A 21,812-nucleotide genomic window follows, 5' to 3' on the forward strand; every position below is an offset into this window, starting at 1 on the left:
CTAGCCCGCGAAGGCGCGCTCGATCACGAAGCTGCCCGGCTCGCTGTTCGAGCCTTCGACGAAGCCGTGCGCCTCGCACAATTCCTTCATCGCCTGCAGCACAGCGGCCGAACCGCAAATCATGACGCGATCATGCGCTGGGTCGAGCGGCGGCTCATCGAGATGTTTGAAGAGTTCGCCATTCTCTATAAGCGTGGTGATACGGCCCTGCAGCGGGTGCGGGTCGCGCGTGACGCTGGTGACGAGACGCAGCTTCTTAGCCGCCTCCTCCCCTACCAGCGGATCAGCTTTGGTCTGCTCGATCAGCTCGTAGCCGTACTCAAGCTCGGGCGTGGTGCGGCAGGTGTGCGTGACGATCACTTCGTCGTAGCGCTCATACGTCTCCGGCTCGCGAATGAGGCTCGCGAACGGCGCAATGCCCGTGCCGGTCGAGACGAGGAAGAGTCGCTTGCCGGGCGTGAGCGCATCGAGCACGAGCGTGCCCGTCGGCTTCTTGCCGAGCAGAATCTCGTCGCCGACTTTGATGTTCTGCAAACGGCTGGTGAGCGGGCCGTCCGGCACTTTGATCGAATAGAATTCGAGCTGCTCGCCCCAGGCCGGGCTCGCGATCGAATACGCGCGCAAGAGCGGCTTCGGCCCATTCATCAGCCCGATCATGACGAACTCGCCGGAGCGGAAGCGGAATGCGCCGGGGCGCTCGCACGAAAACGAGAATAGGAACGGCGTGTAATGCTTCACCGCCGTCACGCGGACAGCATAGACGTTGGCGGGCGGTGCGACCGGAACTTCCAAGGTTTCGATACTCATCTGCTGAACCCGCTCGGAGACGCCATCGCGGTGAGCGACGCCACAAATGTCATATTAGGATCGATGGCGACAGCAATCTGCCACAGCGCCAGCGACGAAACGAAGCAGCCGATCACCCCCATCAGGACGCGCGGACGCGCGATCGAAACAGCGAACGCCGCAATGGGCGCGGCCAACACGCCGCCAATGATGAGCCCAGCGATGTCCGTCCAGCGTACGCCGCCCAGCGTTAAGAAGAACGTCGCGGAGATCGCCGCCGTCACGAAGAATTCCGACACGTTAACGCTGCCAACAGCCTGGCGTGGCGCGTGTCCGCGACCGAGCAACGTCGTGGTGGAGATCGGACCCCATCCGCCGCCGCCGGCTGCGTCGAGAAAGCCGCCGACCAAACCAACAGCCGCGCCGCTATTCGGCGACACAGGCTTCTCTGGCGCCTTGCGAAAGGCGAGCGTGATCACGAACACGCCCATCAGCAACAGATAAGCAGACACGACCGGCTTGATGATGCCGATCGGCAAATACGAAACCGCCATCGCGCCGGCGATGCCGCCGATAATGCCGGCGGGCGCCAGCCGAAGCACTAGACTCCAATTCACGTTCTTGCGCCACGTGTGCGCCGCGCCCGAAACGCCAGTCGAGAAGATTTCAGCGGTGTGGACGGCGGCGCTCGCAGCAGCCGGCGGCACGCCCATCGCCATGAGGAATGATGTCGAGACAAGGCCATACGCCATGCCCAGCGCGCCATCGACGAGCTGGGCGAGGAAGCCGACCAGAACAGATTGCCAGAAAAACGGATCCATGCGCGGTTAAGTCAGGCCATGCTCGGCAAGACGCGCGCGTGCGTCAGCCACCAAAGCATCGAAGCCTGCCCCCTTCTGCCGCAACGCCGCGCGCGATTGCGCAATTTCCTTGAGGGCCAGCGCCCACGATTCCGGGAACGCCGCCTCTAAACGCTCACGCGCCGCGCGCGCGACAGCGGGGCTTGCGCCGCCCGTGCCTGCCGCAAGTGTCAGCTGACCGCGACGCAAAACCGCCGGCGTATGAAAATCGCAGAGCGGCAACACGTCTTCGACATTGACCAATACGTTCGCACTGCGCGCCGCGTTGGCCACCATCTCGGCGCGCTCATACGGCAGGTCGGCGATCCACACGGCGTGATAATCCGCGAGTTCGTCTTCCTTCGGCAGACGGCGCTCGAAGCGGCCGTTCGCGGTGGTGAGCAGCTCGTGCGACGGCTCGTCGGACCAGACGTCGGGCGCCGCGCCGCCTTGGATGAGCCAATTCAGACGCCGCACCCCAAGTGCGCCGCGGCCGATGAGAGCGATGCGCGTTTGCGCGGGATCAAGATAGAGCGGAATCATGCTGCATTCGCCGCTTCAAGAGCGCCGCGTGCTTCACGCGCGACCTCGCCAACAACCATAATCGCCGGTCCTTCGCCCACCTGAGCCGCGAGCGCCGTCAATTCTGAGAGCGTGCCGCGCATGACGCGTTGTTCAGCCCACGATGCGCTTTCGATCAAAGCGACGGGGCGATCGGCGGGCACGCCAAGATCAGTAAGCGCATCGCGCACGCGCTCGGCATGCATAGCGCCCATATAGATCACCGCCGTTTCGGCAGCAGCGGCGGCGCGCGCCCAATGCATGTTCTCCGCCCCACCCTTTGCTGTGCTGGGCGTGACGAACGTGACCGAGCGCGAGAGGCCGCGCGAGGTGAGCGATACACCAAGCGCGGATGCCGCGGCGAAGCCCGCGCTAACGCCAGGTACCGTGGTGACAATGATGCCCGCGGCGCGGCAGGCTTCGATCTCTTCGGTGGCGCGGCCAAACAGATGCGGATCGCCGCCCTTCAGGCGCACGACGTTTTGATAACGCAGCCCCATGCGCACCAGCAGTCGTGAAATCAAGCGCTGATCCATTGACGGCCGATTGGCGCGCTTGCCCACATTGTAGAGCTTCGCCTTGGTCGCGAGCGCAAGCACATCGGCGCTGACCAGCGCGTCGTAAAGCACGACATCCGCTTCCGCGAGCAGACGCGCGGCGCGCAGCGTCAAGAGATCGGCCGCGCCCGGGCCGGCGCCGACGAGATAGACAGTCCCACTCATTGCACGATCTCCCGGATCATACCGGCGGCGGCGGTTTGGTTGGTGTCAGGATCGAACAGCACGAACGCGCCGGTGCCCGGCAGTTCGGCGAAGAGATCAGCCAGGATCGGATCGCGCGCGGCAAGTTGAACGCTGGCGATGTCATTGAGCTTCAGTTCGTTCGCCGGGACGTTGTCGAGATTGCTGACATCGCGCACGAAGCGGACATTCTCGATCAAAGCCTGCGTTTCGAGCGCGCCTTGGCGCAAACGATAGCGACGTGCAGGCGTCCAAGCATTTTCGTCGAGCCAGCAGAGATCGGCCACGACGCGGCGCGCATAACGCACATCGTTATCCGCGATGACGCCGCCTTGGGCGAGATCACGATCTTCGGCGAGTTCAACGGCGACGGAGGCGCCGGCTTCGGCATAGGCCACGCCTGCGCCGCCGATGCGCACTTGCGCGACCGTGGCGGCAAACGCGCCGGGGCCGACGCGCACTTTATCGCCCGGCTTTACGGCGCCGGATTCGATGCGGCCGGCATAGAGCCGAATATCGCCGTCACGCAGCAACAATTGCACCGGCAGACGCAACGGCGCGTTCGCGAGCGAGGTCTTGCGCGGAGTGTCTTCAAGCAATTCGATCAGCGTCGGGCCGTTGTACCAATCGGGCCCGCCGCGATTGACGATGTTCTCGCCGCGCTTGGCCGAGACCGGCACGAAGGCGATGTTCTTGATGTTGAGAATGCCCGCGACATCGTTGAACGCCGCACGCACTTCATCAAAGCGCGCCTGCGACCAGCCGACGAGATCCATCTTGTTAACGGCGACGATGATGTTGAGGCCCATCAGAGCCGCAACCGCAGCGTGACGGCGCGTCTGCGGCTTCAGCTGCCCCTGCTCCACGCGCGCCACGTCGATCACGATCACGGCAACGTCCGAGACGCTGGCGGCGGTGACCATGTTACGCGTGTATTGTTCGTGGCCGGGCGAATCCGCGATGATGAAGCTGGTGCGCGGGGTCGCGAAATAGCGATAAGCGACGTCGATCGTGATGCCCTGCGCGCGTTCAGCCTCTAAGCCATCCGTGAGCGCGGCGAGGTCGATGTCCTCGCCATCGAGACCAGCGGCTTGGTCGAGCATCAGCACTTTGGAATCGAGCAACAGACGTCCGATCAGCGTCGACTTGCCGTCATCGACACTGCCGGCCGTCATGAAGCGGACTTGTTCGCCGCTCCAATTCTGCGCCGGCGGGAAATAGCTCGCGCTATCCATTAGAAATAGCCTTCCAGCTTGCGGCGCTCCATCGCCGCCGCATTTGCGCGATCGTCCATGCGCGTCGCGCCGCGCTCGGAGACGGAGGCGGTCAGCGTCTCCAACAGCACGTCCTCGGCGTTGGCCGCGAAGCTCTCGACCGGGCACGTGCAGGTGATGTCGCCCACGGTGCGGAAACGCACGGGCACACGCTCAATACTCTCGCCCGCCTGCGGCGGCGTGATCGCGGTGACCGGGAAGAGCAAACCTTCACGGCGCACGACGTCGCGGTCGTGCGTGTAATAAAGCTCGGGTAACTCGATATTCTCGCGGGCGATGTAGGCCCAGACGTCGGCCTCGGTCCAATTCGAGATCGGAAAGACGCGCATGTTCTCGCCGACGCCGATGTGGCGATTGTAGAGGCCCCACAGCTCCGGGCGTTGCGCGCGCGGGCGCCAGGCGCCGAACGCATCGCGGTGCGAGAACACACGTTCTTTCGCCCGCGCCTTCTCTTCGTCGCGACGGGCGCCGCCGATCAGAGCGTCAAATTCAAACTCTTGTTGCGCCTCCAGCAGCGTCACGGCTTGGGCGCCATTGCGGCTGGCGGTTTCGCTGGCGACACGCACGCTGCCGCGGCGGATCGAATCTTCCACGCTGCGCACGATGAGCTTTAGCCCCGTCTCTTCCGCGCGCTTGTCGCGGAAGGCGATCACTTCCGGAAAATTGTGCCCAGTGTCGACATGCAGCAACGCGAACGGCGGCTTCGACGGCGCGAACGCCTTCATCGCCAGATGCAACAGAACGGCGCTATCTTTGCCGCCGGAGAACATCAAAGCCGGGCGCTTGTAGAAGGAAAGCTCGCGCAGAATGTAGACCGCCTCGGCTTCGAGACGATCGAGCCGCGCGGACGCGGTCAGCGGCGCTGGCGCTTGAAGAGCTTCGCCGCTCATCAGCGCGTCACGTTCTGCATCGTATGCAAGCCGCATTCTTTGCTGTCCTGATTTTCCCACCACCAACGGCCATTGCGCGGGTCTTCGCCCGGACGAATGGCCTTCGTGCAAGGTTCGCAACCAATGGAGACGTAGCCGCGCTGATAGAGCGCGTTCATCGGGATATCGAAGCGCGTCGCGTAGGCGAGCACATCGGCCCAATTCCAATCCGCGAGCGGATTGTATTTGTGCATATCGCGCTCGACGTCGCGCTCAGATTCCGGCAGCGCGCCGCGTGTAACCGCTTGTTCGCGGCGTTGGCCTGTGAGCCAGGCGTCGCGACCGTTCAAAGCTTCGTCGAGCGGTGCGACTTTGCGAATGTTGCAGCAGAGTTTGCGCGCGGCGACGCTATCATAAAAGCCGTCCTTGCCGTGCGCGGCGATATAAGCGGCGATTGCGTGCTCATCCGGGCGGCGCACGTCGATCTCGATGCCGTAGCGCTCCTTCACTTGCGGGATCAGTGCCAGCGTTTCCGGATTGAGGCGGCCAGTTTCGAGCGTGAAAACATCGATCGGCAAGTTGAGGCGCGCGATGACGTCGGTGATCACCATGTCCTCGGCTGAGAGGCTCGAGGCCAGCGCCGGGCGCTCGTGGCGTTGCGCGATCTCGATGAGCGCGCGCTCCAGCAGGCGGACGCGGGCGGTGAAATTCGCATCCGCGCGATCCACCGCTGTGCCGGCGACGACGGCGCCTTGATACGGCACGCTGAACGTATCCAGCGCCGCGAGCGCAGTGTCAGCGTTTTGGTCAGCGCGCAGCGCGAAGGAATCAAACCCGACGCGCGCCATCGCGAAGACCTGGTCCGCCGTGATCGCGCCTTGCGCGCGTAGGCGGCCTTGGTAGTTCAAACGCTTGCGCAACAGGACAGCATGCGAATAGCCGCGCCCGTCGCCGATGCGGTGAAAGTCGACGGAGATGAGCGCCGCGTTGCCAATGCGGCCGTCGAGCTTTTTCACATCGTCGGCCGGCTGCAACAGGATGGCGCCGCCCTCTTGCGAGCCGTCGAGCCATTCCTGCATCGACAGATACTGGCCGCCCTCCCATTCCTTGCTGGTAGGCTCGGTCGGCTGCTTTACGTTCGGCACGATCTTCTTGCGCACGTCGCCGTGGCCTTCATTAGCCGGCTTTGGCGGCGTGAACTCGCGCACGGCAGCCTCACCGATTATCTTCGCGCCTTGCGCGTCGAGTTCGATCAAGAGGCTCATGCTGCAGTCTCCTCAGCGAGAGCGGCTTTGAACGCGTCCGTGCCGAGGCGTTCGACGGCGGCGATGAAGCTCTCGCCTTCGTTGCGGACATCGAGATAATGGCGTGCGAGGCGATCGATCACGCCGGGCACATCTTCCTGGCGTACGGATTTGCCCGTCAGCACGCCGAGACGGCCCACGCCGTCAGGGCGGCCGCCCAGCAGGATCTGATACCAATCTTCGCCCGCCTTCTCGACGCCGAGCACGCCGATATGGCCGACGTGATGGTGCGCGCAGGCGTTGATGCAGCCCGAGACATTGATAGCGATAGCGCCAATTTCTTCTTCGATCGGCGCGAGCTTCTCCGCAATCGCGGCGGAGAGCGGGATCGATTTGGCGTTGGCGAGCGAGCAGAAATCACCACCGGGGCAGCAGATGATGTCCGACGCCATGTCGATATTGGCGCGTGCAAGGCCCCGTGAATCCAATTCGCTGAACAGCGCGTGCAGCTTGGCGCGCGGCACATGCGGCAAGATCAGGTTCTGGTGATACGAGACGCGGACTTCGTTGAAGCTATAGCGATCCGCAAGATCGGCGATGAAATCCATTTCGTCCGAGGTCGCATCGCCCGGCGCGATGCCTTCGCGCTTCAGGCTGATCGTGACCGCCGCATAGTCCGCGTGGCGATGCGCCGTGAGATTGCGCTTCTTCCAAGCGTGGAAGTTCGGATCGACAGCGAGCGTCTTCGACGCCGGCTCCGACCAGGTTTCGAGCGGCGGGTCGATGAAGAATTGCGCGACGCGGTCGAGCGCGTCTTGCGTCAGCGTGTTCGGGCCATTGCGCAGGTGCGCCCAATCGGCTTCGACCTCAGCCGCGAAGGCTTCGGCCCCCAGCTCTTGAACTTGGATCTTGATGCGCGCCTTGAAGATGTTGTCGCGACGGCCGAGGCGATTGTACGCGCGCAGCACCGCCTCGGTGTAGGTGAGCATTTCGCTCCAGTGCAGATCGCGCCGGATGATCGAGGCGAGGCGTGGCGTCCGGCCCTGCCCGCCGCCGACCTTCACGATCAGGCGCACTTCGCCGGCCTCGTCGCGATAGAGATCAAACGAAAGATCATGCACCGGCGTCGCCGCGCGATCTTCCTTGGCGCCGTTGAACGCGACTTTGAACTTGCGCGGCAGATGCGCGAATTCCGGATGCAGCGTTGACCATTGGCGCATCAATTCGCAGTACGGACGCGGATCGACGATCTCGTCTTGGGCAACGCCAGCGAACGCATCCGTGGTGACGTTGCGCACGCAGGAGCCGCTGGTCTGGATCGCGTGCATGGAGACAGTCGCGAGCTCGGCCAGAATGTCCGGCACCTCTTCGACCTTGACCCAATTGTATTGGAGGTTCTGGCGCGTGGTGAAATGCGCGTAGCCGCGATCATAGCGGCGCGCGATGTCGGCCAGTTTGCGCAGCTGCGTGGACGAGAGCACGCCGTAGGGAATGGCGATGCGCAGCATCGGCGCGTAACGCTGGATGTAGAGCCCGTTCTGGAGCCGCAGCGGCTTGAATGCGTCTTCGTCCAACTCGCCCGCGAGATAGCGGCGCGTCTGGTCGCGGAATTGCGCTACGCGTTCCTCAACGATGAGGCGGTCGACGGCGTCGTAGCGGTACATTGCAAAGGCGGCCTAGGGAGACGGGCCGCGCGACGGCCCACCGAGCCCAGACAATGGGCGCCGCAGCGCAACCGAGGTAGGTCGCGCCGCTTAAGCGTGGCTTTAGGGAGCCTGATACCCCACCTAAAGCGTCGAGATTAAGCTGTGTGGTCGGCCGCTGAATCGCCCTCGATTGCTTGGGCGCGGAGCCAATCGAGGAAAGCCATTTGCGCCGGTTCGAACCGGCGTCCGCGCGGCCAGACCAGCCAATAGGCGAAGTTCACCGGCGCCTCGGCTTCCGAGAGCGGCGCCACCAGGCGGCCGTCAGCAATGTCGCCCAAGGCGAGTTGACGCTTGGCCAAGGCCAAGCCCTTACCGCCGATCGCGGCCTCGATGGCGAGGCTCGATTGATTGAAGCGCAGCCCGCGCTCGGCGTCGGCGCGGCGCAAACCGCGCGCGGCGAACCACATGCCCCAGGTTGGGCAGGACGGATCGCGCTCGGGCGCATCGTCGTGGATGAGCGGCAGATTGATCAGATCAGCCGCGGTTTTCGCGCCCGTTTGGCCTTCGAGCAGACGCGGACTGCACACAACGACAACGGATTCCGTCATCAGCCGCTCGCAATGCAGCCCTTCGTAGCCGCCCGGTCCGTAGCGGATGGCGAGGTCCATATCGCTGCCGGAGAAATCAGTGAGCGTCATGTCGGCGGACATGCGCACTTCCGTGTCGGGATAGAGCTCCTGAAACTGGCTCAATCTGGGAATGAGCCATTTCGAGGCGAAGGACGGCGCGGTCGAAATCGAGATGCGCCGTCCGCGCAGCGCCGAGCGCATTGCCCGGCCAGCTTGCAGCATTTCCGCGATCGCGGCGCTGGCGTGGGCGAAGGCCGATTTGCCAGCTTCAGTGAGTTCAACGCCGCGCCCCAAACGGCGAAACAGCGGCTGGCCGGCGAATTCCTCGATCGAGCGGATGTGCTGGCTCACGGCGCCGGCGCTAATGCCCAGCTCCTCCGCCGCCCGGGCAAAACTGCCCGACCGCGCCGCCGCCTCGAAAACCCTGAGGCTCACGAAAGGCGGCATAGGGTCTTTCAGATCTTCCAAGGGTCGCTCCGGCCGAGCCGCCAACATAGGCGTCCCTGCTGCAATGCACCAGGACTCGCCAACGTGACGCCGCGTGCGATGCAATTGGCGCAGTGGCGTTGGCGCTTTCCTTCACGCTTACCGGACGAAGCAGATGCGGCCCGCATCAAATGACCAGAGGCTCCCCGCCGCTCACCAGAATCTCTTTCGGCGCTGGGTGAGAGAGGAAGTTCACGGGGCTGGCTGTGAGACCGTAGGCGCCAGATTGCAGCACGGCGACCAGGTCGCCGGCGGCGAGCACAGGTAGTGCAGTCTGTCGCGCAAGCGTGTCGAGGGGCGTGCACAACGGCCCGACCAAAGCGGCGACATCCTGAGCCGCCGCACGCAGTTTGGTTGCGGCCACAATCGGATAATCGCGTTTCATCACCTGACCCAAATTTCCGGACGCGGCCAGATGATGATGCATGCCGCCGTCGGCCACGACAAAGCGTGTGCCGCGCGATTGCTTCACGGCGCGAACAGACATCACATAGATCCCCGCCTCACCCATGAGGAAGCGACCAGGCTCAAGCACAACGCGCGCGTCGCGCAAAAGCGCATCGCTCGCTTTGCGCGCTGCAAGCCTGGATGCGCCGGCGGCGATCTTACCAAGATCAAGCGCGCGGTCTGCGCCATGATACGGAATGCCTAGCCCGCCGCCGAGATCGATCGTCTCAATCGGCCTTTCAATCATTTGCGCAACGCGCGCAGCGACGTCCAGGCCGTGGCCCCATTGCACCAGCAGCGTATCGGCATCGAGAATCTGCGTGCCAGCAAACAAATGCACGCCGACCAAGTCGAGCATCGCTTGGCCAGCCAGCGCCTCGATCACATCCGCGAGGCTCTCTTCGTCAAAGCCGAAGGCGGCTGGCTTGCCGCCCATACGCATAGCGCCGCCCTGGGCCGCCGCGATCGGGTTTACCCGTATGCCTATGCGGACGCGTTGACCCGCATCCTGCGCCAACCGCCCCAGTGTCTGAATCTCTTCGAAGCACTCCACGTGAACCTCGCCGATGCGCGCACGCACGGCGAATTCAAGCTCGGACTCTCCCTTGCCTGGACCGGCGAAGAGGATGCGCGACGCTGGCGCGCCGGCCTGCAGCGCAATCTGCAGTTCGCGCGCCGACGCCACCTCAAGGCCGGCGCCCTCTTCGACAAAGAGGCGCGCAATCTCCGGATTGGGATTCGCCTTCACCGAGTAGAAGACACTGGCGAAGCCTGACACGGCCGCCGACAAATCCCGATAACGGCGTCGCGCAATGTCGGCGTCGTAAACAAAAAGCGGCGAGCCGTGCTCATGCACAAGACGCGAGATCGGCACGCCGCCGATCAGAAGCTCGTCCGTCCCACCGAAATTACGCGCGAGAAGTTCGGCCGCGAGCGAGGCTATGTGCGCGCTCATTGCCCGCGCTCGCGCTTCAGCGTCTGATAATCCACCTTGCCGTTCGGCGTTGTCGGCAGAGCGTCCACGAGTTCGATACGTGCGGGCATCATGTGAGTGGGGAGATGCTGCGCCGCCTGCGCCAGCACCGTTTTGGTGTCGAGGTCAGGCTCCAAAGCGACGGCGATGGCGTGAACTTTCTGACCGACCCACTCGTCCTTCACGCCGATCACCGCGACGTGCTTGAACGCGCCTGTCGCCATCAACACCTCCTCCACTTCAGTCGGGGAGATGCGGAAACCTGCGGATTTGATCATGCCGTCTTCGCGGGCGACAAAATAGAGATAGCCCTCTTCGTCTTCGGTCACCAAATCGCCAGACCAACACACGATATCGCCGCCCGTCACGGCGTCGTTGAACGGATTGCGCCGCAGGACTTGCGCCGTGTCCTCCGGCCGATTCCAGTAACCGAGTGAAACCGTCGGCCCGCGATGCACAAGGATGCCAGGCTCACCGGGCTTGGCGCGGCGACCATCCGCGGTGAGCGGAAACACTTCGCATTCCGGAATGGCCTTGCCGATCGACGTTGGTCGAATCGACACTTGGTCCGGCGGAAGATAGGTCGAGCGAAACGCTTCGGTCAGCCCATACATCAGGAAGATCGACGTCTTTGGCAGCAATTCCTGAAGCTTCGCGACAGTCGCGGACGGCACTGCGCCGCCCGAATTGGTGATGTAGCGCAGATGCGGCAAGGGCGTGCGCGGCAAGCTCGGCGCGGCGCGCGTCAGCACCGACCACATTGTCGGCACGCCCGCCAGGCCGGTGATCTCATGCTCGACAAGCTTGCGTACGAGTTCGTCGCCGAAGCGGAAGCTCGCGAGCACCAGCAACGCGCCCTGCTCAACCGCCGTCAGCAATTGGTTGAGGCCATAATCGAAGCTGAATGGCAGAATAGAGAGGATGCGGTCGCTCGGATTGATGCCGAGATATGTCCGGACGATGCGCGCGCCAGCGAGCAGGTTCCGGTGATTGAGCATCACGCCCTTCGGACGCCCGGTTGATCCGGACGTGTATAGGATCGCGGCAAGGTCTTCGCCGATGGCGCGAGACGCGGGCGCCATCGTATCTGGCCGTTCGTCGACCAATGCGACCCCAAGCAAATCCGGGCAAGCCTCCTCCAAACCCGATAGAAATTCGGGCGCGCTGATCAGAACGCGCGCGCCGCAATCGTCGATAATGTGGCGCACCTGGGCGGGCTTGAGAGCGGCGTTGATTGGCACAAACACGCCGCCGGCACGGCTGATGGCGAAGATCGCCACACATTCTTCAAGGCTCTTGGGCAAAAAGATCGCCACGCGATCGCCGCGTGCGACACCTGCATTGACAAGCTTCGCCGCCATCTGTTCGACGGACGCGGCGAACTGGCCGAACGTTAAACGCCGCGCGCCATCGACGAGCGCCAGCCGTTCGGGCTCGCCACTGCGCTGATCCAGTAAGTGATGCAGGAGATACATGGCGCCGTTAAGCCGCCACTGTGAGCCGACCGGCGAGGTAGCGGCTGAGCGTGCCGATCGTCTCGAAATTCTCCGGAATGAAGTCCTCGTCCGCGACTTGAAGCCCGAACACCTCCTCCAGGCGCGCGGTGAGCTGCAATATGCCCAAGGAATCAAGGGCGCCGCCTTCGAGGAGGGGCGTGTCGCGATCAAGTACAAGTCCGGGCGGCGCGGACGTCGCAGTACTCAAGAACTCGCAGATCACCGTGTAAATTTCCGTCTCTTTGGCGCTCATGATCTTCCCTCAACACAAATGGATGCCGCGCCGCGTGGGGCGCGCACTGGTGGTCTACACGCGGGCGAAGGCCGGCGTGTGTGTTAGAGGAAGAGTCGAGGCGGCTCTGTGGGCGGCGGACAATCGGCGGCCAAGAAAGGCGGGGCCCGCATGCCCCAAGCGCAGTTCAAGAAGTGTGCAGGAATTGGCGTGACATGATGCGTTGGGCGCACGAAAACGTCCGCCTTGGCGTCTACTTCACGCTCCGAGCCCGCCGCGGTGTCGCCATCCACGTCGAGAGACCCTGCCAGGCACGTTTCCATCGACACGCACGGATCGCCGACCGCGACGGCCGTCGCGATCGTGCCGTGAATCAAAAAGCACAGCGCCAAGAGGAGTGTCACGAGGGTGCGCACAAGGCATGGGTAGCGGGCGCCCAAGGCGCGATCAAGCGCGACTTATGCTTAAGCGAAATTCAGCCGACAGGTGTGTGAATTTACCAATCGAACAGCGACAATTCCGAGCCCAGATAATCGGTGATATCAGGAGAGACCGCGCCTCGGGCGAAGCGAATTTCGCGTCCCGCCCGGAGCCAGCCACGCGGCGGCGTTCTTTCCACTGGGGCCTCCAACTTCACCAGCCCGATCGCTTGGCGCCGGAGGTGTTTCGACAGCGCCCCCATATGATCGTGAAGCATCTGATTGGCGCCGCAATATAGAATGTGCGCCGTGCGCACCCCCCTGAATTTCACCACGCGATACAAAAGGGGAAGCTGCGCGCCATCACGTGTGTGCAACATGACGGCTTTCGCGCCAAAGCGTTGGTGCGCATGCAGCAACTCGCCCAGCGGCGTGGCGGCAACGTTTAGATCGACGACTTCGCCACCGCCTTTGTGGAACGCCGCTAGATCAAGCACAAAACCCTGCGTAATGGGCTTGAACCCAAATGTGGGCAAGAGCGCCTGTACGGCTTGGGAGGGCGTCAAATCGGTGAGCACGTCGCAGGGCGTGCGGTTCAAGGCGCGCAACATCAAGGGGGCGCGCCAACGCTGATCGGGCTCCACATACCAAGCCGCAAAATTGAGATTCACACGCACGCCCATGTCAGAGGGGCGGCGGCTAGCGATCGTCAGCGCAACACCTTGAGCGCGCCCGTCCGTGCGCATGATCTGCCCCACCGGCAGCCCGAGCGCACGATTTTCCCCAAGAGTGTCGATGCGTTGGAGTGCGTCTTCCCAATACGCACTGGAACGCAAGGGAAAGCCTTTGGCCAGCAGATCGCAGGCCTCACCAAGAGTGTTGTGTTCAATGGCTTCAATCATTCCTCGCCCTTTGCCGCAGAATGCGGCGCGATGAAACCCACTGATTTTGAATTATATCAAGCGTCGCTAAGAACCGCTGCTGGATGGCGCCGTGCGACAACGCGCGCCTCTACCTATCGGGCTTGATCGCTGGCGCGGAGTCGCGCAACGACCGAGCGCCAAAGGCTGAGAGCAGCGAATATCCCAGAAAACACCTGCCGCCGACCGCGGCTCATAACGGACCCACGAACGAGCGCTAGCACGTGACTTTCACGGCTTAGATGCGCTCTGACAGCCACGCTTTCGCATCTCGAAGGATCTGATCCGAAAACGCCGCGTCGTCGGTCGTTCGCGCCAAAATCAGCGCTCCCACCATTGTCGCCCATACGCCAATTGCTGCGCGTTGTTGCGTTCGCTTCGATCCATCATCTGCAAGCGAAGCGGCAATCTGATCGACCTGAGCGCGCAGCCCCACTGTCATCGCGCGCCGCGTGTCGGCATCTTGGCGGCGAATGTCGCCAGCGAGCGCAGCCATCGGGCAGCCTTGCGCGACGCCGTCGCGATGGCGGCGTGACAGATAGGCGTTTACAAACGCCGATAAATTTTCAGCCGACAGCTTTGCGCCGTTCGCCATCATATGCGCGACTGTCTCGGCGATGAGGTCGTCCTTTGAGGCAAAGTGCCCGTAGAATCCGCCATGCGTCAGGCCCGCAGCATTCATCACCTCCGCGACGCTGACGCCTTCGAAGCCCTTCTCCCGAAAGAGACGCGCGGCTTCAGTGAGAATCCGCTCGCGATTGATCTGCATCTGCTCCCGACTGACTTTCATCATTCCTGCTCCAACGGCGCCCTTGACATATATGATGATCATCATATTTAGCAAGTTACATGATGATCCTCATGATTATCGGACCGGAGCACGCGCCTCATGTCTCGCCTCCCCACCGTCCTGATCACCGGCGCTTCCAGCGGCATCGGCGCCGCCTATGCCGAACGGTTCGCGCGCCGCGGCCACGATTTGGTGATCGTCGCGCGCGACACGGGGCGACTTGAAGCGCTCGCCACGCGGCTTCGGTCTGAGGCTGGCGTCGCGATCGATGTGGTCAGTGCTGATCTCGCGATCTCGGACGACATCGCCCGTGTTGAAAAGCGGTTGCGCGAAGATTCCAGCATCGGGGTACTTGTGAACAACGCCGGAATCTCGGTTGCGGGCTCATTCGACAAACAATCCTCCGCCGATCACGATCGTCTGGTCGCCGTGAATGCTACGGCGGTGATGCGGCTGGCACATGCCGTGTCGGGCCGGTTCGCCGAAGCGGGCGACGGCGCGATCGTAAACATTGGCTCGGTGGTCGGGCTGGTCCCCGAGTTCGGCCAGACCATTTATGGCGCGACGAAAGCTTTTGTTCTGTTTCTGTCGCAAGGTCTTGCTTTCGAATTGGGGCCGAAGGGCGTCTACGTCCAAGCAGTGCTTCCCGCCGCGACCGCAACTGAGATTTGGTCGCGTGCTGGGGCAGATCCTGCGGCGTTGCCGCCGATGATGGAGGTGGGCGCCTTGGTCGATGCAGCACTCTCGGGCTTCGACCGGCGAGAGCCCGTCACCATTCCGCCGCTACATGATGAGAGCAAGTGGACGGCTTTCCAGGCAACGCGCATGGCGATGCTGCCGGGTTTCGCCCAAAGCATCCCGGCGGCGCGTTACAAGGTCGACGCGTGATCCGCGGATATGTTGTTGAGAGATGCGGCAAAGGCGCTTCACTGCAATTGAAGCAACTCCCCGATCCCGTGTGCGGGCCGGACGACATCCTCGTCGAGATTCATGCCGCAAGCCTCAATCCACTCGACGGCGAAATCCGCGACGGCGCATTCAAGCCGATCCTACCCTACAAGCCGCCCTTCATTCTCGGGCACGATCTGGCAGGTGCAATGGCCGGCATAGGCGCGCGCGTGACGCATTTCAAAATCGGCGACGAGGTCTTCGCCCGTCCGCGCGACGGCCGCATTGGCGCGTTCGCGTTCGAAGCGCTGAACGAGGCGCTCGCCTATGTTGATACCGGCCCCGCCAAGGGCAAGATCGTCGTGACCATGAAAAGCGCGTCGTGATTGTCACTTCGGCGCCACAGCGCTGATACAATTCTTAACGAGGCCTGCGTGACGAACACGACACACTCGGAACTGGGCGCGCCGACGCCGCAGGCGAGCCCACTCGTGCACGGCCCGATCTTCGGGACATTGATCGGGCTATCAGCGCCCAATCTTGTCGCGTTGTGTTCGTCGGCGATCATCACGATCGCAGAGACTGCCTATGTAGGCCGTCTTGGCGTATCTGCGCTCGCTGGCGTCACGCTGGTCTTTCCGATCGTCATGTTGATGCAAATGATGTCGGCCGGCGCGATGGGCGGCACGATCTCGGGCGCGATCAGCCGCGCCTTGGGCGCCGGCGACAATGAGAGAGCGCAAGCGATTGCCTTCAACGCTGCTTTGATTGGCGTGGCGGCCGGCATCGTCTTTGCGGCGCTGCTTTGGGCTTTCGGCCCCATCATCTATCGCGCGCTCGGCGGACGCGGCGCGGCCCTCGATCAAGCCATACTTTATTCGAACATCACAGCGCTTGCGATCATCGGCATTTGGCTCGCCAACACTTTTGCTTCGATCGCACGCGGGACAGGCTTGATGGCGCCGCCGGCCTTCATTCTGCTCGCCGGCGGACTCGTACAGATCAGCGTGGGCGGCGCCTTGGCGTTCGGCCTTGGACCGCTCCCGGCTCTGGGTGTAGCTGGTGTCGCCCTCGGCCAAGTTGTTGCATTCAGTCTAACTGCCATCGCCATGTTGGGCCTCACCCGATCGCAACGCGCACGCGTGAAGCTCGCGCTCTCACCCACGATGTTTCGCCCTGCGATCATTGCCGATGTGCTGCGACCGGGGCTCCTCGCCTGCCTCTCGCCCATTCAATCTGTCGCGACAGTGCTCGTCCTGACGGCCCTCGTCGCGCAATTCGGCGCCGACGCGCTCGCAGGCTATGGCGTGGGCGCGCGCCTGGAGTTTCTATTGATCCCGATCGCGTTCGCGATAGGCGTCGGCAGTGTGCCTATGGTTGGCGCAGCGATTGGCGCTGGCAACGTCAAGCGCGCGCGCCACGTTGCATGGACCGCTGGCGCGCTCGCGGCCGGCGCACTCGCGATTGTCGGCGCGATCGTCGCGATCGCGCCCGATCTGTGGGCGACAATCTTCGTCGATGAGCCTGGGGTGCTCTCGGTCACGCGTGACTATCTGCGCATCGCGAGCGTCGGCTATCCCTTCTTCGGATTAGCGCTTTGTTTGTATTTCGCAGCACAAGGCGCCGGAAAAGTCGGCGGCCCTATCCTCGCGCAGAGCTTGCGTTTGGCCCTCATCGTGATCGGCGGCTGGCTCATTATGGCGAATTCCATGCCGCTCTGGGGCGTGTTTGCGCTGTCAGCACTCGCCATGGTCGCGCAGGGGCTTTTCACACTCGTCGCAGTGCGCGCCACCCGCTGGGGTGCAAGCGAGCGGCGCGTTCTTTAGTTCAACCGTTGGCCGCATTTCAGAAACGCGAACTTAGCCGCCCAAAAGCGGAGGGCGCGCAGCGATGGATGCCACAAGCACTCATACGTGAGCGCCGCGCGCGCTTGACGCAGAACACTTCCTATCGTCATCAATCGATGCCGCACACATCCGGTCTGGCGGTCGTCTCAATTTGGATCGGGCTGAGGCGTGGCGGACAGACAGGGATTCGAACCCTGGATAGGCTTTCACCTATACACGCGTTCCAGGCGTGCGCCTTCAACCACTCGGCCACCTGTCCGGAGCGGCGGGTTATGGCCGGGGCCGCGTTCCGGCGCAAGGCGCGTAACTGATTGGCGGGGAGCGGCGTATTCACCTGCGTTCACCCGAGCGCGCCAGGTTCAAGGCCACCCCTCCGCGGGGGTGCGCGCGGCGCGCGGGCGACCTACATTCAATCCCAATTCCAGCGAGGTTCTCATGGCCCGATCCACCACCATGCCCAGCGCCGACCAAATCCTGCCCGGCCGGCCCAATCCGATCCCGACCTCGGCCACCCATTTCGTCAATGGCGCGCCGCTGAAGCCCCCCTTCCCAGCGGGGCTCGAAGAGGCCGTGTTTGGCCTGGGCTGCTTCTGGGGGGCGGAACGCAAGTTCTGGCAACAAAAGGGCGTGTTCAGCACCTCGGCCGGCTATGCCGGCGGCACGACGCCGAACCCGACCTACGAAGAGGTCTGCTCGGGCCGCACCGGGCACACCGAGGTGGTGCGGGTGATCTTCGACCCGAAAATCATCTCCTACGGCAATCTACTGAAGCTCTTCTTCGAGAATCACGATCCGACCCAAGGCATGCGCCAAGGCGGCGATATCGGCACGCAATACCGGTCGGCGATCTACACCACGTCGCCATCGCAAAAGGCCGCCGCCGAACAGGCTAAGGCGGCGTACGAACAAAAACTGCGCGCGGCAGGCTATGGCGCAATCACGACCGAGATCCAGGACGCGCCCGAGTTCTTCTATGCTGAGGATTACCACCAGCAATATCTGGCGAAGAATCCCAACGGTTATTGTGGCATCGGCGGCACCGGCGTGAGCTGCCCGATCGGTGTCGGGGTCGACTAAATCTTTAGGCGGCGGGGCGGCGAATCTTTGCCGCCGCCGCCTTTCGATTTGCGCTCCCGCCCAGCGAGGCCGACGAAAGGGCTGCGGTTTCCCGGCGCACGGCGCCATCTCTCTGGTGAATATTACCGAAATCGCAACCGAGACGCGCAAGCATTCCCGTGTTACGGTTTTGGCTCAGGGTGCTTCGAGGGGCGGCATGCCGGTCATCTGCTTGATCGACGATGACATCATGGTGCGGGACGCGCTGGCGCTGGGGCTCAGCGACGCCGGCTTTGAGGTGTTGACAGCGCCAGGCGCCGCGGCGGGTTTCGACATCGCCAATCGCCGCCAAGTTGACGCCATCGTCACTGACATGAACATGCCCGGCACGGATGGCGCCCAACTCATCGCTGAAGCGCGCCGTCAATGGCCCGATCTGCCGATCGTGGCGATCTCCGGCGCCACCGTCATCGACGGCCGCGCCATCACTGACATCGCGCGCGAGCGCGGCGCCAATGCGGCGCTGTCGAAACCCTTCCGGGCGAGGCAACTTGCTGAGGTGCTTGAGCGTTTGATCGCCGAACGCAGAGGATCACCTTCATAGAGCGATGAACGCCGCCAACGAGCAGTCGCGCCTTCGAGCGGTTGTCGACACGGCGGTGGATGGCGTCATCTTGATCGACGCGCGCGGGATTATTCTCGTGTTCAATCCCGCTTGCGAGCGTCTGTTTGGCTACGCCGCGTTCGAAGTCATCGGCCGCAATGTGAAGATGCTGATGCCGGAGCCCTATCAAAGCGGGCATGACGGCTATCTGCGCAATTATCGTGAGACCGGCGAGCGCAAGATCATTGGCATTGGCCGCGAAGTGATGGGCCGCAAGCGCAATGGCGCGACGTTTCCTATGGATCTCTCCGTCGGCGAAGCCGAGGAAAACGGCGAACCGATCTATGTCGGCATGATCCGCGATCTCACCGAGCGCAAAGCCTCCGAGCAAGCGCTGCGCGAAGGCGCGGAGCGTTTGCGCGCGCTGGTCGAAACCGCCGTGGATGGCGTGATCCTAATCGATTCAAGCGGCACGGTGTTGATGTTCAATCCGGCGTGCGAGCGCTTGTTTGGCTTTAGCGGGCGCGAAGTGATTGGTCAGAACGTGCGCATGCTGATGCCGAGCCCGTATCGCAGCGAACACGATTCTTACATCGGCAATTATCTTCGCACTGCCGCGCCGAAAGTGATCGGTATTGGCCGCGAAGTGGAAGGCCAACGCAAGGACGGCACGACCTTCCCGATGGATTTGTCGGTCGGCGAGGCCAAGCAGGACGATGAATCTATTTTCGTCGGCATCATTCACGATCTCACCGCGCGCAAACGCACCGAAGAACAATTGGTGCAAGCGCAGAAAATGGAAACGGTTGGCCAACTCTCCGGCGGCATCGCGCACGATTTCAACAATCTGCTGACCGTGATCCTGGGCAACGCCGAAGCGCTCTCAGCGCGCCTCAAAGCGCGCGCGGATTTGCGCACTGTCGCGGAGACCATCGTCACCGCCGCAGAGCGCGGCGCGGAGCTGACACAACGCTTGCTGGCGTTCAGCCGCCGGCAAATGCTTCAGCCGACGGCCATCAATTGCAACGCGCTCGTGGAGAGCATGCAGGTACTGCTAAAGCGCACGCTGCGCGAAGATATCGACCTGCGCATCGCTGTGACGCCGGGGCCTGTATTCGCAATGGCCGATCCGGCGCAATTGGAATCGGCATTGCTCAATCTTTCGCTGAACGCGCAAGACGCGATGCCATCCGGCGGCGTGCTGACGCTTTCGACGGAAGAGATTGAACTCGATGGAACGACGCTCGGTCGGCATGCCGATCTGCGTGCTGGACGCTATGTCTCTGTCTGCGTCACCGACGACGGCGTAGGCATGAGTAAAGAGACCCTCGAGCGCGCCTTCGAGCCCTTCTACACCACCAAGGAAGTTGGCAAGGGCTCGGGCCTTGGGCTCTCGATGGTGTATGGCTTCGTGAAGCAATCAAACGGTCATGTCGCGATCTATAGCGAACAAGGTCTAGGGACGAGCGTGCGTCTCTATCTGCCCGCGGCCGAGCCGGACGACGATCAGCGCCTCGCTCCGCGGCACGATGACTTCGCTGCGAACGAAGGCGGCGACGAGACCATCCTCATCGTTGAAGATGATCCGTTCGTGCGCAGCCACGTGATCTCATCGCTGGAGACCTTGGGCTATCGCATTCTGGTTGCGGCCGACGGGCGCGAGGCGCTCAATTTGATTCAAGGCGGCGCGCGGCCGGACATGTTGTTCACCGACATCGTCATGCCAGGCGGCATCAGCGGCTGGGAGCTCGCCGCGCAAGCGCGCGTGCTGTCGCCGCGCCTGCGTGTGCTGTTCACATCGGGCTATCCGCAAGAGACGCTGACGCGGCGCGGCCAGGTCGATCAGCACGCGATGCTCTTGTCCAAGCCTTATCGTCTCGCGGAGCTGGCGCGCCGCGTGCGTGAAACGCTCGACTCGTTAGTCTGATTAGCCCGGCCAGCGTAGGCCGACGCGGCGGCGTTGCTGCAGCGTCTGCTCGGCGCGTTGCAGCGCGCGCAGCGCCACTTCCGCTTGTTGTAGCGAATCCGTCGAACGCAGCGCATCCATCGCCAGACGTAAGCGCGCGGCGCCCTCTTCCAGCTTGTCGCGTGCGCCTTCGCGCTCACCGAGTGCAGTCAGCGCGCGGCCGATCTCTTGTTGGGCCGCACCCCACGCGCCCGGATCGGTCGAACGATCCACGGCGTCGAGATAACGCTGACGCGCATCGAGCGCCTTGGTTAGATACTTGATGTGGCCGCCACGCTCACCAAGGCTCAGCGCGCCGGACGCGAAGTCCGACAGAATGTCGAGCTGGAGATTGTCGCTGATCTCTTCAGCGCGCGCTTCGACCATCTTGTCGAGCGATTCAACGATCGGCTGCAGACGATCCGGCTTGTAATCTTGCGGGCGATGCAGAACGGGGCGCGCTTTACGCGCGAGCGCAAACGCCAGCGCGCGCTGCACGATTTCGTCTGGACGGCCCGTGCGCCAGCCGAGTTGGAAATCCTGCACATCGTGCGTGCGGCCATAACCCGGCAGCGTCATCAGACGCAGGTCGAGTTTGCCGAGCATGTTGCGCTTGCCCCAGATGATCACATCGGCGGCGGAGCGCTCGAGCGCTTCAGCAGCTTCGACAGCGACGCGACGACGCGCTTCCGGATGCGCTTTCGGCGACAGCGTTTTGAGTTTGATTGGGAAGAGGTCGACTTGCACGTCCTGCTCGAACGAGAACATGCCGAAATTGTCTTCGATCGCTTCCTTCATTTCCTGGCGCAACTCGCCGCCGCCGCCAGGAATTTCCGCGATCAACACCAGCGCACGGTGATCTTTGTTGCGCTTCAGCGCCTGCGCGCGCAGCGCGATGCGCGCCAAACTGGAGGCGCGGCCCATGCCGGTGAGCATCCAGAACGCGGCGATCAAAACCGCGGCCAGCGCCATCGACATGAAGAACATGAAAACATTCGGCGATTGGACGAACGCGTCTTGGAATTCGCGCGGCAACAGGCGCATCACCTGAGACGCAATCTCCGGCGCAAACGCACTAGCCTCTGCAAAATTAACCATTTAGACGTCCGCCGTCCCGAGCC

General features: G+C 63.1%; 21 protein-coding genes and 1 tRNA gene. 6 read left to right on the forward strand and 16 right to left on the reverse strand.

What is annotated here, in order from left to right; all coding sequences use genetic code 11:
• The 14 genes from EPJ54_RS10520 to EPJ54_RS10585 form a co-directional block, all read right to left on the reverse strand.
• Entirely contained in the window at positions 1-807 is an 807-nt protein-coding gene (locus tag EPJ54_RS10520; protein ID WP_135211676.1) for a ferredoxin--NADP reductase, read from the reverse strand.
• Positions 804-1,607 carry a sulfite exporter TauE/SafE family protein gene (locus EPJ54_RS10525; RefSeq protein ID WP_135211677.1) on the reverse strand — a complete coding sequence of 268 codons (804 nt, stop codon included), beginning with the start codon at positions 1,605-1,607 and terminating at the stop codon, positions 804-806. Before EPJ54_RS10525 ends, EPJ54_RS10520 begins: the two co-directional genes overlap by 4 nt.
• A gap of 6 nt (positions 1,608-1,613) precedes the next feature.
• Positions 1,614-2,168, reverse strand: coding sequence for a precorrin-2 dehydrogenase/sirohydrochlorin ferrochelatase family protein (locus EPJ54_RS10530; protein ID WP_135211678.1), 555 nt, complete (start codon positions 2,166-2,168; stop codon positions 1,614-1,616).
• Positions 2,165-2,908, reverse strand: a complete 744-nt coding sequence (cobA, locus tag EPJ54_RS10535; RefSeq protein ID WP_135211679.1) for a uroporphyrinogen-III C-methyltransferase — start codon at positions 2,906-2,908, stop codon at positions 2,165-2,167. The genes EPJ54_RS10530 and cobA overlap by 4 nt, the downstream gene beginning before the upstream one ends.
• A complete protein-coding gene (locus EPJ54_RS10540) occupies positions 2,905-4,161 on the reverse strand; it encodes a sulfate adenylyltransferase subunit 1 (RefSeq protein WP_135211680.1) in 1,257 nt (418 codons plus the stop codon). Before EPJ54_RS10540 ends, cobA begins: the two co-directional genes overlap by 4 nt.
• Entirely contained in the window at positions 4,161-5,090 is a 930-nt protein-coding gene (cysD, locus tag EPJ54_RS10545) for a sulfate adenylyltransferase subunit CysD (protein WP_135212095.1), read from the reverse strand. Before cysD ends, EPJ54_RS10540 begins: the two co-directional genes overlap by 1 nt.
• Entirely contained in the window at positions 5,090-6,334 is a 1,245-nt protein-coding gene (locus EPJ54_RS10550) for a phosphoadenylyl-sulfate reductase (RefSeq protein WP_239590861.1), read from the reverse strand. Before EPJ54_RS10550 ends, cysD begins: the two co-directional genes overlap by 1 nt.
• A complete protein-coding gene (locus tag EPJ54_RS10555) occupies positions 6,331-7,977 on the reverse strand; it encodes a nitrite/sulfite reductase (protein WP_135211681.1) in 1,647 nt (548 codons plus the stop codon). Before EPJ54_RS10555 ends, EPJ54_RS10550 begins: the two co-directional genes overlap by 4 nt.
• Before the next feature lie 137 nt (positions 7,978-8,114).
• On the reverse strand, positions 8,115-9,083 hold the full coding sequence (gcvA, locus tag EPJ54_RS10560; RefSeq protein WP_239590862.1) for a transcriptional regulator GcvA: 969 nt from the start codon (positions 9,081-9,083) through the stop codon (positions 8,115-8,117).
• A gap of 118 nt (positions 9,084-9,201) precedes the next feature.
• On the reverse strand, positions 9,202-10,476 hold the full coding sequence (locus EPJ54_RS10565) for a type III PLP-dependent enzyme (RefSeq protein ID WP_135211683.1): 1,275 nt from the start codon (positions 10,474-10,476) through the stop codon (positions 9,202-9,204).
• Positions 10,473-11,969 (reverse strand): AMP-binding protein, encoded by a 1,497-nt coding sequence (locus EPJ54_RS10570; RefSeq protein WP_135211684.1) that lies wholly within the window; start codon positions 11,967-11,969, stop codon positions 10,473-10,475. Before EPJ54_RS10570 ends, EPJ54_RS10565 begins: the two co-directional genes overlap by 4 nt.
• A gap of 7 nt (positions 11,970-11,976) precedes the next feature.
• Positions 11,977-12,243 (reverse strand): acyl carrier protein, encoded by a 267-nt coding sequence (locus tag EPJ54_RS10575; protein ID WP_135211685.1) that lies wholly within the window; start codon positions 12,241-12,243, stop codon positions 11,977-11,979.
• 475 nt (positions 12,244-12,718) lie between these two features.
• Positions 12,719-13,543, reverse strand: a complete 825-nt coding sequence (locus EPJ54_RS10580; protein ID WP_135211686.1) for a hypothetical protein — start codon at positions 13,541-13,543, stop codon at positions 12,719-12,721.
• A gap of 256 nt (positions 13,544-13,799) precedes the next feature.
• Positions 13,800-14,351: a TetR/AcrR family transcriptional regulator gene (locus tag EPJ54_RS10585; protein WP_135212096.1), complete on the reverse strand. Its 552-nt coding sequence runs from the start codon at positions 14,349-14,351 to the stop codon at positions 13,800-13,802.
• Positions 14,352-14,450: 99 nt separating this feature from the next.
• On the opposite strand from EPJ54_RS10585, the gene EPJ54_RS10590 reads away from it, so the two are divergent.
• From EPJ54_RS10590 to EPJ54_RS10600, 3 genes are read left to right on the forward strand one after another with little or no spacing between them, the layout of a single operon-like run.
• Positions 14,451-15,239 carry an SDR family NAD(P)-dependent oxidoreductase gene (locus EPJ54_RS10590; protein ID WP_135211687.1) on the forward strand — a complete coding sequence of 263 codons (789 nt, stop codon included), beginning with the start codon at positions 14,451-14,453 and terminating at the stop codon, positions 15,237-15,239.
• Positions 15,236-15,625 carry an alcohol dehydrogenase catalytic domain-containing protein gene (locus EPJ54_RS10595; RefSeq protein WP_239590864.1) on the forward strand — a complete coding sequence of 130 codons (390 nt, stop codon included), beginning with the start codon at positions 15,236-15,238 and terminating at the stop codon, positions 15,623-15,625. The genes EPJ54_RS10590 and EPJ54_RS10595 overlap by 4 nt, the downstream gene beginning before the upstream one ends.
• Positions 15,626-15,673: 48 nt before the next feature.
• Positions 15,674-17,065 carry an MATE family efflux transporter gene (locus EPJ54_RS10600; RefSeq protein WP_135211688.1) on the forward strand — a complete coding sequence of 464 codons (1,392 nt, stop codon included), beginning with the start codon at positions 15,674-15,676 and terminating at the stop codon, positions 17,063-17,065.
• A gap of 190 nt (positions 17,066-17,255) precedes the next feature.
• Here the strand turns inward: EPJ54_RS10600 and EPJ54_RS10605 are convergent.
• A tRNA-Ser gene (locus EPJ54_RS10605) sits at positions 17,256-17,345 on the reverse strand.
• Positions 17,346-17,521: 176 nt separating this feature from the next.
• Between EPJ54_RS10605 and msrA the strand changes: the two genes are divergently transcribed.
• The 3 genes from msrA (at position 17,522) to EPJ54_RS10620 (ending at position 20,673) form a co-directional block, all read left to right on the forward strand.
• Positions 17,522-18,163: a peptide-methionine (S)-S-oxide reductase MsrA gene (gene msrA / locus EPJ54_RS10610; protein WP_135211689.1), complete on the forward strand. Its 642-nt coding sequence runs from the start codon at positions 17,522-17,524 to the stop codon at positions 18,161-18,163.
• A 196-nt stretch (positions 18,164-18,359) separates the two neighbouring features.
• Positions 18,360-18,746: a response regulator gene (locus tag EPJ54_RS10615; RefSeq protein WP_135211690.1), complete on the forward strand. Its 387-nt coding sequence runs from the start codon at positions 18,360-18,362 to the stop codon at positions 18,744-18,746.
• A 4-nt stretch (positions 18,747-18,750) separates the two neighbouring features.
• The gene (locus EPJ54_RS10620; RefSeq protein WP_135211691.1) at positions 18,751-20,673 is read left to right on the forward strand and encodes a hybrid sensor histidine kinase/response regulator; all 1,923 of its coding nucleotides are present in this window, start codon (positions 18,751-18,753) and stop codon (positions 20,671-20,673) included.
• Here EPJ54_RS10620 and EPJ54_RS10625 read toward each other — a convergent pair whose 3' ends face one another.
• The gene (locus EPJ54_RS10625) at positions 20,674-21,789 is read right to left on the reverse strand and encodes a hypothetical protein (RefSeq protein ID WP_135211692.1); all 1,116 of its coding nucleotides are present in this window, start codon (positions 21,787-21,789) and stop codon (positions 20,674-20,676) included.
• Positions 21,790-21,812: the final 23 nt, after the last annotated feature.

It is taken from the genome of Vitreimonas flagellata, assembly GCF_004634425.1.
Taxonomy (GTDB): Bacteria; Pseudomonadota; Alphaproteobacteria; order Caulobacterales; family Aquidulcibacteraceae; genus Vitreimonas; species Vitreimonas flagellata.

Excerpts from the sequence above, each read along its gene's own strand:
- EPJ54_RS10520 (WP_135211676.1), bottom strand. The coding sequence starts at position 807 with ATGAGTATCGAAACCTTGGAAGTTCCGGTCGCACCGCCCGCCAACGTC.
- msrA (WP_135211689.1), top strand. The coding sequence starts at position 17,522 with ATGGCCCGATCCACCACCATGCCCAGCGCCGACCAAATCCTGCCCGGC.
- EPJ54_RS10620 (WP_135211691.1), top strand. The coding sequence starts at position 18,751 with ATGAACGCCGCCAACGAGCAGTCGCGCCTTCGAGCGGTTGTCGACACG.
- EPJ54_RS10550 (WP_239590861.1), bottom strand. The coding sequence starts at position 6,334 with ATGAGCCTCTTGATCGAACTCGACGCGCAAGGCGCGAAGATAATCGGT.
- EPJ54_RS10565 (WP_135211683.1), bottom strand. The coding sequence starts at position 10,476 with ATGAGCGCGCACATAGCCTCGCTCGCGGCCGAACTTCTCGCGCGTAAT.
- EPJ54_RS10590 (WP_135211687.1), top strand. The coding sequence starts at position 14,451 with ATGTCTCGCCTCCCCACCGTCCTGATCACCGGCGCTTCCAGCGGCATC.
- cysD (WP_135212095.1), bottom strand. The coding sequence starts at position 5,090 with ATGAGCGGCGAAGCTCTTCAAGCGCCAGCGCCGCTGACCGCGTCCGCG.
- EPJ54_RS10540 (WP_135211680.1), bottom strand. The coding sequence starts at position 4,161 with ATGGATAGCGCGAGCTATTTCCCGCCGGCGCAGAATTGGAGCGGCGAA.
- EPJ54_RS10580 (WP_135211686.1), bottom strand. The coding sequence starts at position 13,543 with ATGATTGAAGCCATTGAACACAACACTCTTGGTGAGGCCTGCGATCTG.
- EPJ54_RS10570 (WP_135211684.1), bottom strand. The coding sequence starts at position 11,969 with ATGTATCTCCTGCATCACTTACTGGATCAGCGCAGTGGCGAGCCCGAA.
- EPJ54_RS10585 (WP_135212096.1), bottom strand. The coding sequence starts at position 14,351 with ATGAAAGTCAGTCGGGAGCAGATGCAGATCAATCGCGAGCGGATTCTC.
- cobA (WP_135211679.1), bottom strand. The coding sequence starts at position 2,908 with ATGAGTGGGACTGTCTATCTCGTCGGCGCCGGCCCGGGCGCGGCCGAT.
- EPJ54_RS10530 (WP_135211678.1), bottom strand. The coding sequence starts at position 2,168 with ATGATTCCGCTCTATCTTGATCCCGCGCAAACGCGCATCGCTCTCATC.
- EPJ54_RS10625 (WP_135211692.1), bottom strand. The coding sequence starts at position 21,789 with ATGGTTAATTTTGCAGAGGCTAGTGCGTTTGCGCCGGAGATTGCGTCT.
- EPJ54_RS10555 (WP_135211681.1), bottom strand. The coding sequence starts at position 7,977 with ATGTACCGCTACGACGCCGTCGACCGCCTCATCGTTGAGGAACGCGTA.
- EPJ54_RS10615 (WP_135211690.1), top strand. The coding sequence starts at position 18,360 with ATGCCGGTCATCTGCTTGATCGACGATGACATCATGGTGCGGGACGCG.
- EPJ54_RS10525 (WP_135211677.1), bottom strand. The coding sequence starts at position 1,607 with ATGGATCCGTTTTTCTGGCAATCTGTTCTGGTCGGCTTCCTCGCCCAG.
- EPJ54_RS10575 (WP_135211685.1), bottom strand. The coding sequence starts at position 12,243 with ATGAGCGCCAAAGAGACGGAAATTTACACGGTGATCTGCGAGTTCTTG.
- gcvA (WP_239590862.1), bottom strand. The coding sequence starts at position 9,083 with ATGTTGGCGGCTCGGCCGGAGCGACCCTTGGAAGATCTGAAAGACCCT.